The organism is Aminobacter sp. HY435 (assembly GCF_027568395.1).
Taxonomy (GTDB): domain Bacteria; phylum Pseudomonadota; class Alphaproteobacteria; order Rhizobiales; family Rhizobiaceae; genus Aminobacter.
The window spans coordinates 137,643-151,478 of record NZ_JANKZL010000010.1 but is presented as its reverse complement, the minus strand read 5'-3'; the positions used below and the strand labels follow the sequence as shown (position 1 = coordinate 151,478).

Here is a 13,836-nt window from a genome sequence, read left to right as displayed (position 1 = left end):
CCGGAGGCGTTGTGGAGGGCACCTCTCGTGTATGTTGGCGACGAGCAGGGAGCGAGAAGTTCATTCCGTGAATCGCAGTCTCACCAGCAAGACCACGACAGCGCTTAGTCCGCGCAAGCAGCCGCGGCAGGATCGGTCGAGCAAGGTGGTCGAGAGAATTCTCGATGCCGCCCTGACCTTGACGCGGGAACAGGGAACCAAGGCCCCGACGACCCTTGCCATAGCTCAGCGCGCCGGCCTGTCCGTCGGCTCTGTCTATCAATACTTCCCCAACAAGGAAGCGATCCTGCTCGACCTCGCCCGGCGCTGGCTAGGCGCCTTTCCCGAGGTGATCGCAAGGCGCATCGCAGCGCCTCGTCCGACCAATCGTGACGAATTCCAGCGGGAGGTAGACAAGCTCTTCATAGACACCTCCAGGCTCTATCTCGACAACGCCAGCCTGATGCCGGTCATCGAGGCGATCACCGGAAATCCTGACCTCCGGCCGATCCAGAACGAATATGACGAGCAGATCATCGCCCTCTATGCAGCCTGGCTGCAGCATGTGAACCCGGCCCTTGAGGACGACATCGCCAGCCGGCTCGGCGTGGTGATGATGGAAGTCGGCCACGTCTGCCGCCTTGTCGGGCTGAAGCGCGACCGCCAGGCTTTCGATCTCATTCAGGACGACGCCAAGACCATGTGGCTCGCCCTCGTCGATCCCTATCTCGACCTCAACCAGAACCAGGAAGGATTTTCATGAAGACAGTCTTTTCGCCGCTTCACGCCGGCCACAGTGGCCAGATGGAGCTTGTCGCCGGCGCCATCGTGCCCGGCTTCGAAAAACCCTCGCGTGCCGAGATCATCAAGGCACGGATCGAAAATCAGAAGCTGGGGGATATCCTGGCGCCAGAGGTCCACGATCTCACGGCCGCCAAGCGCGTACATACGGCCGACTACATCGATTTCCTGCCGACCGTCTGGCCGCAATGGGAAGCCGCCGGCAAGACCGGCTCGGCCATCCCCTTCGCCTGGCCGACACGCGGCCTGCGCTCCGACGTCCGCCCGCAGACCATCGAGGCGCTGCTCGGCTACTATTCCTTCGACGGCGGCGCGAGCTTCGTGAAGGGCACCTGGGAGGCGATCAAATCGTCCTATGACGTGGCGCTGACCGCGGCCCGGATCGTCAAGGCCGGCGAACGCGCCGCCTTCGCGCTCTGCCGCCCGCCGGGCCACCATGCCGGTGCTGCCTTCATGGGCGGCTACTGCTTCATCAACAACGCTGCGGTCGCCGCCCAATGGTTCCGCGACCAGGGCGCCAGGCGTGTCGCCGTCCTCGACGTCGACTACCATCATGGCAACGGCACGCAGGAGATCTTTTATTCGCGCGCCGACGTCCAGGTCATCAACCTGCACGGCGACCCGATGACCGAGTATCCGTTTTTCCTCGGCCACGCCGACGAACACGGTGCGGGAGAAGGCGAAGGCTTCAACATCAACTATCCGATGCCCTTCGGCACCGCCTTCGACAAATGGAGCGAGGCACTCGAGGACGCCTGTCGGAAGCTCGCCGCCTACGCACCCGATGTCGTCGTGGTTTCGCTCGGCGTCGACACCTTCGAGAAGGATCCGATCAGCCATTTCAAGCTGACCAGTGCCGACTACCCGAAGATCGGCGCTCGCATCGCCAGGCTCGGCCTGCCCAGTCTGTTCGTCATGGAAGGCGGCTACGCCGTCGACGAGATCGGCGTCAACGCCGTCGGCGTGCTCACCGGCTTCGAGGGTCGCTGACCCTTCAGGCCGCCGCGCCCGCGCTGGGTGCGGCGGCTGCCGCCTTGCGCTTGCCCATTCGGGTCAGCAGGAATGAAAGCGCGAGCCCAGCAGCCAGGATTCCCAGCGCCAGAACCGGCCGGTACCAGAACCAGGCGAAGGCGATGGTCACGCTTCCGACAAGCAGAGCCAGCGCGAAGGCGACCAGCCCCGTGCCCATGCGCACGATCGATCCAACTGATGGAATGACATCGGCGAGCACCCCGAACGGCCCCAGCAACAGGCTGAAACCGAACGCCAGCAGCAGCAGGCATACGATGCGCAAGACCCAGGTGATGATGGTGTTGCCGCGGACCGCCTCGGCAAACATTTCGGCCGCCGGAACCATGCCCGCATCAACCATCAGCAACTCGTCGCCGGCAACGGTCTGGTAGCCGGTGAAGCCTGATCCGGCCTGCTTGCCGACGATGCTGATGTCTCCCAGGGGAACGAGCAGGTAGCTGATGCGGTAGTCGCCGACAGCGGCAGCGCTCGGATTTGCGCCAAGGAATATCCCGCCATTGGTCACGCTCAACCGTCCGGTGCCCTGATAGGCCGCCTCGACGTCGGCTGCCTGGGCGGAGGTAATCGCGAACTTCTCGGAATTGCCGATCATGTCCAGCACCGACTGGTCCAGCGTGAATGCAGAGAGCTTGCCTTCGGGGATCTGAAACGACCGCCCGTCTATCTCCATCGACGGGTTTTCATGTCCGGATGGCTGCTTGAACTCGGCCGAATTGATCGGCCGGTCCCGCCATTCCTTGGAATAGCTGTAGGTGGTGACGGTTTCCTCTCCGCCGCCCATCTTGGTGGTCGTTTCCGATTTGGAGTCTTCGACCCATTGATACATCTCGACTTCGCGGACCAGGCGCACGCCATGCGCCGAAACGCCGAAATCTTCATCGACCAGCCCGACAGACGCGGTGACCGCGCCGCTGACGTGGATCAGCCTGCCTTCGTTGGCGGGGTCGACGGTATCGGCAGGCACGGAAACCACCGCACTCGCCCCCTCGGCTAGCGAGCGCGCGGTTGTCACCGCCCTGCCCTCGTTCCAGAACAGCACCACAACCATCGCCACGACCACAATGAGCCCAACCAGAACGCCCCCCACCGACCGCTTGATCCGGCCGAACCACGAAACGGAGGTTACTTCCTGAAACTGGTCGCTCATTGAAAATCTCCCGCGCAAATGCCGCAGCGTTAAGCTGTTTGCCCAACCTGATCAATGGCGATCCCGCATCGCATTTTTCCCACATTTGCGCAGGCCCCCGATCATGCCCTGAGTCTGCCGAAGGACTCTGAATTAACTTTTTGTCAATTCTGTTTGCGGAGCGATTCGCGAGAGGTTAGATTGAACCCGAATCAGCCGGTCCACGGGGGGCGCGGCGAACCACCAACTCTCTGAAATGCCGAGGATATTCTCGGTGGAGAGCGCGTCAGGCTTCGCGCGACCAGCACGGATTCGGCCGATGGATGCCCTGGCATCTGCGTCGAGTTCCTATCGTCCAAGTCAAAGCGTTTTCGACCCGGTCGAGGCACCAGCCTTTTCCGGCCTCAACTGGATTCCGGCAAGCATCGCAATGAACGCTCTGGCAGCCCGCAACGAACAGTCCACCGTCGCAGCAAGGCTCACTTCGCGCAGCGATCTCACCGCTTTCTTCATGGGCCTGACCGACGAAATCTGCGCCGACGGCTACATGCTGGTGGCCATCTCGCAGGACCAGGATCGCGACAGCCTTCAGATCATCGCCTCGAACTGGATCTACGACGCGATCCAGATCGCCGGTCACGCCCTCATCGCAAGCCTGGCGCAGAGCCCGTTTGCCAGCGCGCCCGGCGCGCGTCCGCAGGGACTGGTCGCTTCCCAGGCACCCGCGCTTCTCGGCGGCGAGGAAGCGCGCCTGCTCGACGTGCTCGGCCATGCTGAAATCTTCGCCTTGCGGCTGCATGTCGGTCGCCAGCGCCTGTTCGCGCTGTTTTCCGCCGCCGAAGCCGGGCAGATCGATCCGGCGGTGATGCCGCGTGCCCAGCTCGAGTGCTGCTATGCCCTCTCGCAGGCGCAGGGCATCCTGGCCGCTGCGACGCTCAAGGACCCGCTGTCGGATCGCGAGCGCGAATGCCTGTTCTGGGTGTCCGAAGGCAAGACCACCGACGAGGTGGCCCTGATCCTCGGCGTGTCGTCCAACACGGTCAACAGCTACATCACGCATGCGATCCAGAAACTGTCGGCCTCCAATCGCGCCATGGCGATTGCGACCGCAATCAGGAGCGGCATCATTTGACCAGCGTCCAGCGAAAGCCATCCGGATCGATTGCGCAGGACACGCAAGCGGCCGCCCACGGCATCGCGGTGAGCCTTCAAGACGCTGCCCGCCGCTGCCGCTGGATGGCCATCGATCTTGGCGCGCGCGACTTCGCGCTTTGCCTGGTCGGCGCCTCAACCCAGGGCGATCAGTTGACCCCTCTGTTCGACAGCAATTTCCCAAGCGGCCCACAAACCACAGCACACTTGTTGAGCGGTGGCCTTGGTGAGCAGCTGGTGCGCCATGCCCGCCTTTCGACCGCGCCTTGCTGGTGGGTCGATGGCGATGAGGACGGCTTTGCCATGCTCACCTGGACGAACCGCCTGGCAAGCTCCGAAACCGGGAGCCGCGGCATCGCCTTTCCCGTCTACACCGACCGCGGGCAGGTCGGCATCTTTGTCTTTGGCGGGGCCGAGCTGGCGCCCGATCCGGCCTCCCTGCACGACCTTCACGGTCGTTGTTTTGCGCTCTTCGACGTGGTCTCCCGCCTCGGCGCGGCCGGTGACGGCAACCTGCCGCAAATGTCGCGCCGCGAAATCGAGTGCCTGAAGCTGACCTCGCGCGGCTACACCAGCGAAGAGATCGCCAAGCTTCTCAAGCTGTCGGTCCATACCGCCAATCAGTACCTCACCCAGACCACCCAGAAGCTCAATGCCGTCAACCGCATGCATGCGGTGGCCAAGGCCCTGCGCATGGGTTTGATCGACTAGTCAGGCGGCCTTGGCCTGGGGTGTTCCGGGCTGCCGGATCATCGCGTGCTGGATGGCGGCTGCCAGATATTCGGTGTTCTTCTCCGGCTCGGCATGGGGCTTTTCGAACGAAACATAGTGCACCTCGACCGAGGCGCTGCTGTCGGTCAATGACAGCTGGAAATAGATCACCGCGCCTTCCGGGCGAAGCTCCAGGTCCAGTACGATCCGCGGATTTCCGGTCCAGCAGACATGCGCCTCGCCACCCAGCCCCAGGCGCAACGCGCCAGGCATGAAGTAGAGTTCGGCCGCTGAATCGACCAGATCGGCCAGGCAGGCGAAATGCTCGAGACGGATAAAAGCTATGTAGTCGGCAATGTCGACCAAACGCAATTCCCGCACCACAGGCTGTATGGCGGTTGCTACTATCACTTCCCGGGACGAGGCGTGTGGCTGAGGATTCATGATGTCCTGCGTTGACCCTTATTTCCGTAAACGATGCGTACGAGTTCGGCGACCGCCTGATAGAACTGAGGTGGGATCACACTATCCACCGAAACTTGCTTGTACATGGAGCGGGCGAGCGCCACGTCCTCGAACACCGGAATCGAGTTGGCCTCGGCGATTTCGCGGATCTTGAGCGCAACCAGATCCTGGCCTTTGGCGACCACGACGGGGGCTGCGTTTTCCTCGCGCACATAACGCAGGGCGATGGCGAAATGGGTCGGGTTGGCGATCACCAGCGTCGCCTTCGGCACCGCCGTCATCATCCGCTGGCGCGCACGGTCGCGCGCGATCGAGCGCAGACGTGACTTGACGATCGGGTCGCCTTCCGACTGCTTGAGCTCGTCCTTGACCTCCTGCTTGGTCATCCTCTGCTCCTGGCGCCAATGGAACCGGGACCAGACAAGGTCGGCGACTGCGATCGCCGCCATGACGAAGACGATCGAAACAAGGATGTCGACGGCTGCTCCGCGGATGACCTCGCCAAACGCGATCGGGTTGGTGATCATGCCGGCAAGCAGGCTGCGGTGGGCGTCCGACAACACCAGGACGAGCACCAGGACGACGAAGCAGAGCTTGGCCAGCGACTTCAGGAACTCCGCGAACCCCTGCGCCCCGAACATGCGCTTCCAGCCCCCCATCAGCGAGATGCGAGAGGCCTGCGGGCGGATGCGTTCGCCGACAAATTGCGGCATGTTCTGGAAAATGGAGGCTCCGATGCCGGCGACGACCAGCATCAGGAACAGGCTGACGACCGCGCGGCCGATCTCGATCATCACCGAGCGGTAGAGCTCGATCACGTCACGCTCGGTGCCCAACGGCCAAGCTTCCGGTTTCTCCAGGAAATTGGACAGGAACACGCCCAGTTCGGCGATCGAATTGCCGGCGAAGAAGACGGCATAGACAAGGATGGCCAGGAACGAGGTGAAGATCGCGATTTCCTTCGAGACCGGCAGTTTGCCCTTCTCGATGGTGTCACGGATCTTCTTCTCCGTGGCTTCTTCTGTTTTTGAGTCTTTGTCTTCCGACATCGCTCAGCGACCGTCCCGACGTCAGGCTGCGGCGTTCTGCGCCGATGGCAACTCGAGCAGGCCCTCCCTGGACATCCTGAGCGCGGTCGAAGCAATGGTCTTGCGCGCGCCCAGAATATCGGCCGGAAGTATGCCTTCCGACCCCTGGCTCAATTCGGATTCGATCATGCGGCGGGTGCGCGCGCCAATCGACGAGAGGACGGCCTCGGCAAGCGGCAGCGGCGTGCCGCGAAGGGCGAGCGTGATGAGTTCGCTCGAAAGTCCGTCGAACAGCGCAACGCGCGCCTTCTGCGACATCGCGGGAACGTCGTCGAACGAAAACAGCCGGGCGCGAATGGCGTCAAGATCGGCCATGCCGACCTCCCTGAGGTCGCTCATCACCTCCTCGAGCTGCGACTTGTCGAGTTCGTTGAGCACGCTGGCCACGCGCGTCTGCCCGATCGATGTGTCTTTCTGGGCGCCTTCGGAAAGCACATGCGCGCGGATCTGGTTCTCGACCATCCTGGTTGCGGCCTCCGGAACCTTCGACAGTTCCATCATGCGCTTGATGATCTCGCTGCGCACCGGCTTGTCCATGGTCAGGACCACGCTTGCCGCGTAGTTCGGCGCCAGGTTCGACAGGATCATCGCTGCGGTCTGCGGATGTTCATTGACGAGGAACGTGCCGATCTGCGCCGGGTCGAGTTTTTCGAGTTGCGGCCACACCGGAGGCGTGACGTCCTTCTTGACCACCGGCTCGCCCTTGCCCATCAGGGCGTCCATTTCTTCGGGCGTAAGCGACTCGTTGAGGATGGTGTCCATCTTGTCGGCGGAATCGAGCAGGCCCGCGCCTTCGGTGAACTCGGCCTCGAACTCCGCGACGATGCGCTCAAGATCGGCCTGGGGAATGGTCCGCAGCAATCGGGCGCCTTCGATCAGCGCCTTCAGCTCTTCCTGCTTGAAGAACTTCAGCAGCCGGCTGGCCGAGGGTTTGCCCATCGCCACCAAAATGGCCGCGGCCTTCTGCGGCCGCGTCAGCGACGCCAGCGACGTGGTCATGCGGAGGCCTTTCTAGAACGATGGGTAAGCAAGTTGGGGTCCTCAGGACTTCTTGGCGGCCGCTACGATTTCAGTCAGGCGGATGCCGAAACGCGACGGATCGTTTTCAAGCACGGTGATTTCGCCGCGCGCGATGCGGCGACCGTTGACGACGACGTCCACCGGCTCACCGATACGGCGGTCAAGCGCGACAGTCGAGCCCTTCTGCAGGGTCATCAGGTCGGAGACCGGCATCTCGGTGCTGCCGAGCACGATCTGGACCTCGACCGGGATATCGAGGATGACGCTGTTGCCGGCGGCGGCGGCCGCGCGCATCGCCTCCGGACGCTTCTCCTCTTCGCTCAGGACGCCGCGAAGTTCTTCGATGGCGCGGTTGAGCTGATCGTCCTCGACTTCGGCTTCGGGCTTTTCGATCTCGGCTTTGGGCTGGGCCTTGCTCATCGGTACTCTCCAGTTCTGTCGGTCGAAGTCTCGGGCGACGCGTGTCGTTCAGCCGGCGACGATGCCTTCAATTGTTTCTTCGGTGGCGTCGAACGGACGCCGGATGCGCACGGTGTAATTCTGGCCAAGCTTGCCGAACTCGCAGGCAAACAGCGTCTTTCCACGCGCCGCGATGACGGCATTGGTCTGTGCGTTTTCCGCAAGCTCGATCACCTGGCCGAGAGCGAGGCCCGTAAGGTCGCCAAGCGTCATTCTTCCGAGCGGCATGGATGCCTCGAGGCGAACCGTTGAACGCATCACCTCGTCCGAAAAGCGCGAACGCCATTCAGTCGTCGGCACGGCGTTTGCCTCTTCTTCGGCCTTGACGCGCCGGTCCTCGATCAGGATGCGCTGCGGCAGCGTCAGTGTCAGCATGCCGCGCGAAACGGCGGTGGCGATCGTCAGCGTGATGCGCGCCGAAGGACCGTCGCGGAACACATGCTTCTTCATCACCGTACCGGTCGTCGCTTCGCCGACCGGCAGCTTGACGCCGAGGCCGCCATCCGGGCCCTGGGCGTTCATGGCGCGCGCGACTTCCTGCAGCACAAGCGTAGATACGCCCATCTCGATCGACGAAAGGTCGCGGTCGAGCGGCGCCACGTCGCGGTTGGCGTCGCCGCCGAACATCAGATGCACGAGGATTGCGATTGCCTGCGGGTCGAGCGTCATCACCAGCCCGTCGGGCGAGGCCATGGTTATGGCGACGGTCATGGCCTGGTTGGCCTTGCCCGCCTTGGCGTCCGCCATGCGCGCAAGCTTGACGTCCGCCACCTCGACAAAGACCTGCTCGGGCAGCATTTCCGTCAGGTACTTGGCGATCAGCGGCGCAGACCGCTCCGCCAGCCGGCGGGCGGCCGAATGCACCTTGGCTGGCTCGCCGGTGTCGCCCAGCAGGCGTTCGATGACCAGGTCGCGCGGTTCCGCAGGGCTTGCGGTGATATTCATGACTTGCGATGCCCTTGTTCAGCGTCCTGCATCGGTTCAGGCCGCCTTCTTCTCGATATTGCCGATGTTCAGCGTGCTTTGTTCGACCGCGTCGATGGATGGCCGGTCGTAGGAGGAAATCGTCTTGCGGCCGAATTCGATCGCCACCTGCGGCAGCGAGCCGTTCATGTAGGCCAGCAGCGTCTGCTTGACGATGATGTAGAGCCGGTTGTTCTTCTCGCGCACCGTCTTGACCTTGGTGGCGATCGGCCCGACCACCGCATAGGACAGGAAGATGCCGAGGAAGGTACCGACCAGCGCTGCGCCGATCAGCCCGCCCAGGATTTCCGGCGACTGGTCGAGTGCGCCCATCGCCTTCACCACGCCGAGAACGGCGGCGACGATGCCGAGAGCCGGCAGGCCGTCGCCGACCGCGGTCAGCGCATGATAGGGCTTCAGCTTGTCGGCGCGGATGGTCTGGATCTCTTCGTCCATCAGCGCCTCGATCTCATGCGAGCGGGCGTTGCCGATGATGATGATGCGGCAATAGTCGCAGATGAAGTGCGTCAGGTCGTGATTGGCGAGAACGGTCGGGAAGGACTGGAAGATCGACGATTCCTCGGGATTGTCGATATGAGCCTCGACTTCCGAGCGCGTCTTGGTGCGCAGCTCCCGCATCAGCGAATGCAGAACGCCGAGCGTCTCCAGGTAGTTCTGCTCTTTCGGGACCTTCTGCTTGAAGCCTTCCATGATGGCGCGGCCGGTGTCCTTCACCGTCGACATCGGATTGGCGACAAGGAATGTGCCCAGCGCCGCGCCGCCGATGATGACCAGCTCCCACGGCTGCATGAGCACGTCCAGATGGCCGCCCATCGCCATGAAGCCGCCGAGCACACACCCCAGCGTAACGACGAGTCCGATCAGAATGCCCACGAGCAGGTCCTTCCGCATTCAAAAGCAATATGCATGCACAGATAGACGCCGTGCCTTGTGTGAGGCTTGAAGGACTGTCGAAAATCGATTCAGCCTCGCGCAAGGATTCGAGCGTAGCCTTCTCCGACTATCCTGCGGCGGGAGGACTTTGTTCGTGCTCAACACGTATACTAGCTATCAGATGATCGCGAAGGACCTTGGCAAGGCCCTTGACCGGGTCGAAGCCCAGCCGATCGTCGAGCGCGAAACCGAGTACTACCTGAAGAACATCACGAAAGTGAAAAGCATCGACGAGTTCATCAAGAACGATCGGCTTTTCAAGTACGCGATGAAGTCGCACGGCCTAGAGGACATGGCCTACGCCAAGGCGTTCATGAAAAAGGCCCTCAAGGAGGGCATTGCCAATCCCGACAGCTTCGCCAACAAGCTGACTGACAAGCGCTATGCCGAATTTGTCAAAACCTTCAACTTCGCGGAGCTCGGGGACCAGGCCACCGTCTTCAACAAAGCCCAACAGGGGACCACGACCAAGTATCTGGTGGCTGTCAACCTGGCCGGCGGCGACCCGAATTCCGAAGCGGTGAAGAAAGAAGTCAAATACTATCAGGAAAACATCGTAAAGATTAAGTCCGCCAAAGAGCTTCTTGCCAACGACCGGCTCTACGTCTTTGCAATGAACGCCTACGGTCTCGGTGGTTCTGTCGAGAACAAGGAGATGATGGCGAAGGTTTTGGCGGGTGGTGTTCGCGACCCGAAAAGCTATGCCAACCAGATGGCCGATACGCGCTTTGCTGCATTTGCCACCGCGTTCAATTTCGAAGCCTACGGCGCCGACGCCACCACCATCAACGCAGCACAGAAGCCATCGACGGAAAAATTCTTTCGGCAGACCCTCGAGGAAAATGCCGGCAAGGAAAATGAAGGGGTCCGCCTTGCGCTCTATTTCGAACGCAAGGCTTCGAGCATTTCCAATTTCTACCAGGTGCTTGCCGACCCGGCCCTGGCCAAGGTCGTGCGCACCGCATTGATGCTCCCGGAAGCCTTTGCACAGGCTGACGTCGACAAGCAGGTCAAGCTGTTCGAACAGAAGCTGAAAGTTTCCGACCTCTCCGACCCAAAGAAGCTCGGCGAATTCCTCAAGCGCTTCACCAGCCTTTGGGAGATCAACAATCCCACATCTCCGGCGCTACAATCGGCCGGCATCTTGTTCGGCATGCCGACATCCTACGGGGTATCGACCGACCTGATGTTTGCGATGCAAAAACTGAGGTTCTGAGACATCATGCAGAACGGTCTCTACGTCGCCCTTTCGGCGCAGGTTGCGCTTGAAAAGCGGCTCAACACCATCGCCGACAATGTCGCCAATTCATCCACCGTGGGCTACCGCGCCACAGGCGTGAAATTCGAGGACGTCGTTTCCGGTCTCGGCCAGAAGTCGGTGTCGTTCACCTCTTCAGGCGACACATTCCTGTCGACCCAGCACGGCGGCATGACGCAAACCGGCAACCCTTTCGACTTCGCCATTCGCGGCGACGCCTGGTTCGGCATCGACACGCCCGCCGGCATCGTCATGACCCGCGACGGCCGCTTCACCTTGACCCCGGAAGGCCAGATGGTCACGCTGGAGGGACACCCGGTGCTCGACGCCGGCGGCGCGCCGATCCAGCTCGACCCGCGCAACGGACCGCCCGAGGCAAGTCCCGACGGCACCTTGCGGCAAGACGGCCGCCTGGTCGCCTCGCTTGGTCTCTATGAGTTCAACCCCGGTTCCAACTTCGTGCGCTACGGCAACTCGGGCGTGGTACCGCCAACGGCGCCGCTGCCCGTCGTCGACCGCATCGAAGTCGGCGTCGCGCAAGGCTTCATCGAGGAATCGAACGTCAACCCGGTCAAGGAGATGACCAAGCTCATCATGGTGCAGCGCGCCTTCGAAAACACCGCGGCCCTGATGCGGCAGACTGAAGCCTCGTTCTCCGACGCAATCAAGACGCTCGGCTCGAAGTAGGCCAATAAGTGAGCGCACCCCTTCCCGCCATTCGCAACGAGAACTTGCCTGCGTTCGACAACAGGCTGGACGCACTGGAGCGTATCCAGCAGCGCTTTGCCGACGACAAGTCACTGGTCCGGCGCGGCGGCCGGATAACCGAAATCGCCCCGACCCACTTCAAGGTCAGGGGTCTGTCCTCGCATGCCCGTCTCGGCGACATCGTCGAGCATCTTGGCCATGGCCGCAGCCGACGCGGCGAAATCGTCCAGATCAGCCGCGAAGAGGTGCTGGTCGCGCCCTATGAAAGCAGCGAGGAGGTAGGCGTCGGCGATGCCATCTTCACGCGCGGGCCCATAACCATAACGCCGCATACAAGCTGGCGCGGCCGGGCCATCGATGCTCTGGCCCGACCGATCGACAACGGCCCGGCGCTAATCCGCAGTGCCAGGCATGAGGTCGCGGACTCCACGCCGCCCGCGGCACTGTCGCGGCAGCGTGTCGACACCGGCTTCATGACCGGCGTGCGCGTCATCGACATCTTCACGCCGCTGTGCTTCGGCCAGCGCATGGGCATCTTCGCCGGCTCCGGCGTCGGCAAGTCTACCCTGCTCGCCATGTTGGCAGGCGCGGACGCTTTCGACACGGTCGTCGTCGCCCTGATTGGCGAGCGCGGCCGCGAAGTCCGCGAATTTCTCGAAGACACCATCGGCGCAGCCGCGATGGCCAAGACAGTGGCGGTGGTGGCCACGTCGGACGAAAGCGCCATGATGCGCCGGCGTGCTCCCGACACCGCCATGCGCGTCGCCGAGCACTTCCGCGACCAGGGCCATCGCGTGCTGCTGGTTCTGGATTCGATCACCCGCTTCGCCCATGCCCTGCGCGAAGTGGCGATCGGCGCGGGCGAGCCGCCCGTAGCGCGCGGCTATCCGGCCTCGGTCTTCACTGAACTGCCCAAGCTGCTCGAGCGCGCCGGTCCCGGCATGGAGGGCACAGGTTCGATCACCGCCATCATTTCGGTCCTCGTCGACGGCGACGATCACAACGATCCCGTCGCGGATTCCGTGCGCGGCATCCTCGACGGCCACGTCGTACTCGACCGCTCGATTGCCGAGCAGGGCCGCTATCCGCCCGTCAATCCGCTGTCGTCCATCTCGCGTCTGGCAGGCAAGGCCTGGAGCCCTGACCAGCGCCTGCTGGTCAGCAAGCTGAAGGCGATGATCTCGCGCTTCGAGGACACGCGCGACATCCGCCTGCTCGGCGCCTACCAGCCCGGCGCGGATCCCGAACTCGATCTGGCGGTACGCCAGGTGCCGACGATCTACGAGGCGTTGGCGCAATCGCCGGCGGATGGTCCGTCCTTCGACCCGTTCTCCGACCTCGCCAGCCATCTGAGAGCCAAGGAAAGACCACATGTTCAGGCGGAATGACCCGGCAGCCGAGTTCCTCGACATGATCGGAACGCAGGACAAGCCGCGCACGCTTCTGCAGCGTGTCGGCTTGAAGCGCAAGCCGTTGACCATCACGCCGCGGCGCGAGACCCGCGACCGGCGCGGCGACCTCGTCGTCGCCACCCTGGGCATCGCGCTCGGCCTCACTTGCGCGCTGTTTCCCTGGTACATTTTCTTCAACCAGGACAAATTCGGCATCAGGGCGATGAAGTTCTCCGGCGGCGGCCAGAACGAACAGCCGATTCCGCTGGCGATGGGCCAGCAGATCGACCGCGTCGGCGCGCCGATGTCTCCACAAGACATTCCCCCGATGAAGCTGGACCTGTTCGCCACAGGATCGCTGCGCCCCGACAAGGACGACCAGGCCGGCGTCGGCGCCGTCGCCGAGCAACCGTTCCCGGGACCCAAGATCAACTTCAGCCTGCTGCATGTCGCAAACGGCCGCGCCATGATCCAGGACGATGCCGGCGTATGGATCGTCCAGCGCGGTTCGACCCTTCCCGATTCCAGCAAGGTCGCCTCGATCGAGCAGCGCAACGGCAAATGGGTGATTGTCACCTCTCGTGAAGAAGTGCTGCAGGTCGCGCGCTAGACCTGTCCGGACGGATCGCAATGCGCAGCGCACGCGCCGCCGTGGCGCGCCGCGTTGGTGGCAGCAAGGTCCGTCGGAACGGCATCTCCGCCTCTCCTCCTCGGCAAGGCCCGCGCAAG

At 62.9% G+C, this 13,836-nt stretch carries 15 protein-coding genes; 8 read left to right on the top strand and 7 right to left on the bottom strand.

Annotated elements, in window-relative coordinates:
• The first annotated feature begins 67 nt into the window (after positions 1–67).
• Positions 68–742, top strand: a complete 675-nt coding sequence (locus PCJ21_RS16155) for a TetR/AcrR family transcriptional regulator (RefSeq protein ID WP_269932437.1) — start codon at positions 68–70, stop codon at positions 740–742.
• A complete protein-coding gene (locus PCJ21_RS16150; RefSeq protein ID WP_269932436.1) occupies positions 739–1,770 on the top strand; it encodes a histone deacetylase family protein in 1,032 nt (343 codons plus the stop codon). The genes PCJ21_RS16155 and PCJ21_RS16150 overlap by 4 nt, the downstream gene beginning before the upstream one ends.
• A gap of 4 nt (positions 1,771–1,774) precedes the next feature.
• On the opposite strand, the gene PCJ21_RS16145 is transcribed toward PCJ21_RS16150, so the two are convergent.
• Complete coding sequence (locus PCJ21_RS16145) at positions 1,775–2,959, bottom strand: TMEM43 family protein (RefSeq protein ID WP_269932435.1); 1,185 nt, start codon at positions 2,957–2,959, stop codon at positions 1,775–1,777.
• A gap of 409 nt (positions 2,960–3,368) precedes the next feature.
• Between PCJ21_RS16145 and PCJ21_RS16140 the strand changes: the two genes are divergently transcribed.
• Positions 3,369–4,070, top strand: coding sequence for a helix-turn-helix transcriptional regulator (locus PCJ21_RS16140; protein WP_269932434.1), 702 nt, complete (start codon positions 3,369–3,371; stop codon positions 4,068–4,070).
• On the top strand, positions 4,067–4,801 hold the full coding sequence (locus PCJ21_RS16135) for a helix-turn-helix transcriptional regulator (RefSeq protein ID WP_269932433.1): 735 nt from the start codon (positions 4,067–4,069) through the stop codon (positions 4,799–4,801). The genes PCJ21_RS16140 and PCJ21_RS16135 overlap by 4 nt, the downstream gene beginning before the upstream one ends.
• Here PCJ21_RS16135 and PCJ21_RS16130 read toward each other — a convergent pair whose 3' ends face one another.
• From PCJ21_RS16130 to motA, 6 genes are read right to left on the bottom strand one after another with little or no spacing between them, the layout of a single operon-like run.
• Positions 4,802–5,245 (bottom strand): hypothetical protein, encoded by a 444-nt coding sequence (locus PCJ21_RS16130; RefSeq protein ID WP_269932432.1) that lies wholly within the window; start codon positions 5,243–5,245, stop codon positions 4,802–4,804.
• Positions 5,242–6,315, bottom strand: a complete 1,074-nt coding sequence (gene flhB / locus PCJ21_RS16125) for a flagellar biosynthesis protein FlhB (RefSeq protein ID WP_269932431.1) — start codon at positions 6,313–6,315, stop codon at positions 5,242–5,244. Before flhB ends, PCJ21_RS16130 begins: the two co-directional genes overlap by 4 nt.
• 21 nt (positions 6,316–6,336) lie before the next feature.
• Positions 6,337–7,353, bottom strand: coding sequence for a flagellar motor switch protein FliG (locus PCJ21_RS16120; protein WP_269932430.1), 1,017 nt, complete (start codon positions 7,351–7,353; stop codon positions 6,337–6,339).
• A 42-nt stretch (positions 7,354–7,395) separates the two neighbouring features.
• Positions 7,396–7,794 (bottom strand): flagellar motor switch protein FliN, encoded by a 399-nt coding sequence (gene fliN / locus PCJ21_RS16115; RefSeq protein ID WP_269932429.1) that lies wholly within the window; start codon positions 7,792–7,794, stop codon positions 7,396–7,398.
• Between the two features lie 48 nt (positions 7,795–7,842).
• Complete coding sequence (locus PCJ21_RS16110) at positions 7,843–8,778, bottom strand: FliM/FliN family flagellar motor switch protein (RefSeq protein ID WP_269932428.1); 936 nt, start codon at positions 8,776–8,778, stop codon at positions 7,843–7,845.
• Positions 8,779–8,814: 36 nt separating this feature from the next.
• Positions 8,815–9,690, bottom strand: a complete 876-nt coding sequence (gene motA / locus PCJ21_RS16105; RefSeq protein WP_269932427.1) for a flagellar motor stator protein MotA — start codon at positions 9,688–9,690, stop codon at positions 8,815–8,817.
• Positions 9,691–9,844: 154 nt separating this feature from the next.
• Between motA and PCJ21_RS16100 the strand changes: the two genes are divergently transcribed.
• From PCJ21_RS16100 to PCJ21_RS16085, 4 genes are read left to right on the top strand one after another with little or no spacing between them, the layout of a single operon-like run.
• Positions 9,845–10,966: a DUF1217 domain-containing protein gene (locus PCJ21_RS16100; protein ID WP_269932426.1), complete on the top strand. Its 1,122-nt coding sequence runs from the start codon at positions 9,845–9,847 to the stop codon at positions 10,964–10,966.
• A gap of 6 nt (positions 10,967–10,972) precedes the next feature.
• Complete coding sequence (gene flgF, locus PCJ21_RS16095) at positions 10,973–11,695, top strand: flagellar basal-body rod protein FlgF (RefSeq protein ID WP_269932425.1); 723 nt, start codon at positions 10,973–10,975, stop codon at positions 11,693–11,695.
• 8 nt (positions 11,696–11,703) lie between these two features.
• Entirely contained in the window at positions 11,704–13,104 is a 1,401-nt protein-coding gene (gene fliI / locus PCJ21_RS16090) for a flagellar protein export ATPase FliI (protein ID WP_269932424.1), read from the top strand.
• Entirely contained in the window at positions 13,088–13,717 is a 630-nt protein-coding gene (locus PCJ21_RS16085; protein WP_269932423.1) for a hypothetical protein, read from the top strand. The genes fliI and PCJ21_RS16085 overlap by 17 nt, the downstream gene beginning before the upstream one ends.
• Positions 13,718–13,836: the final 119 nt, after the last annotated feature.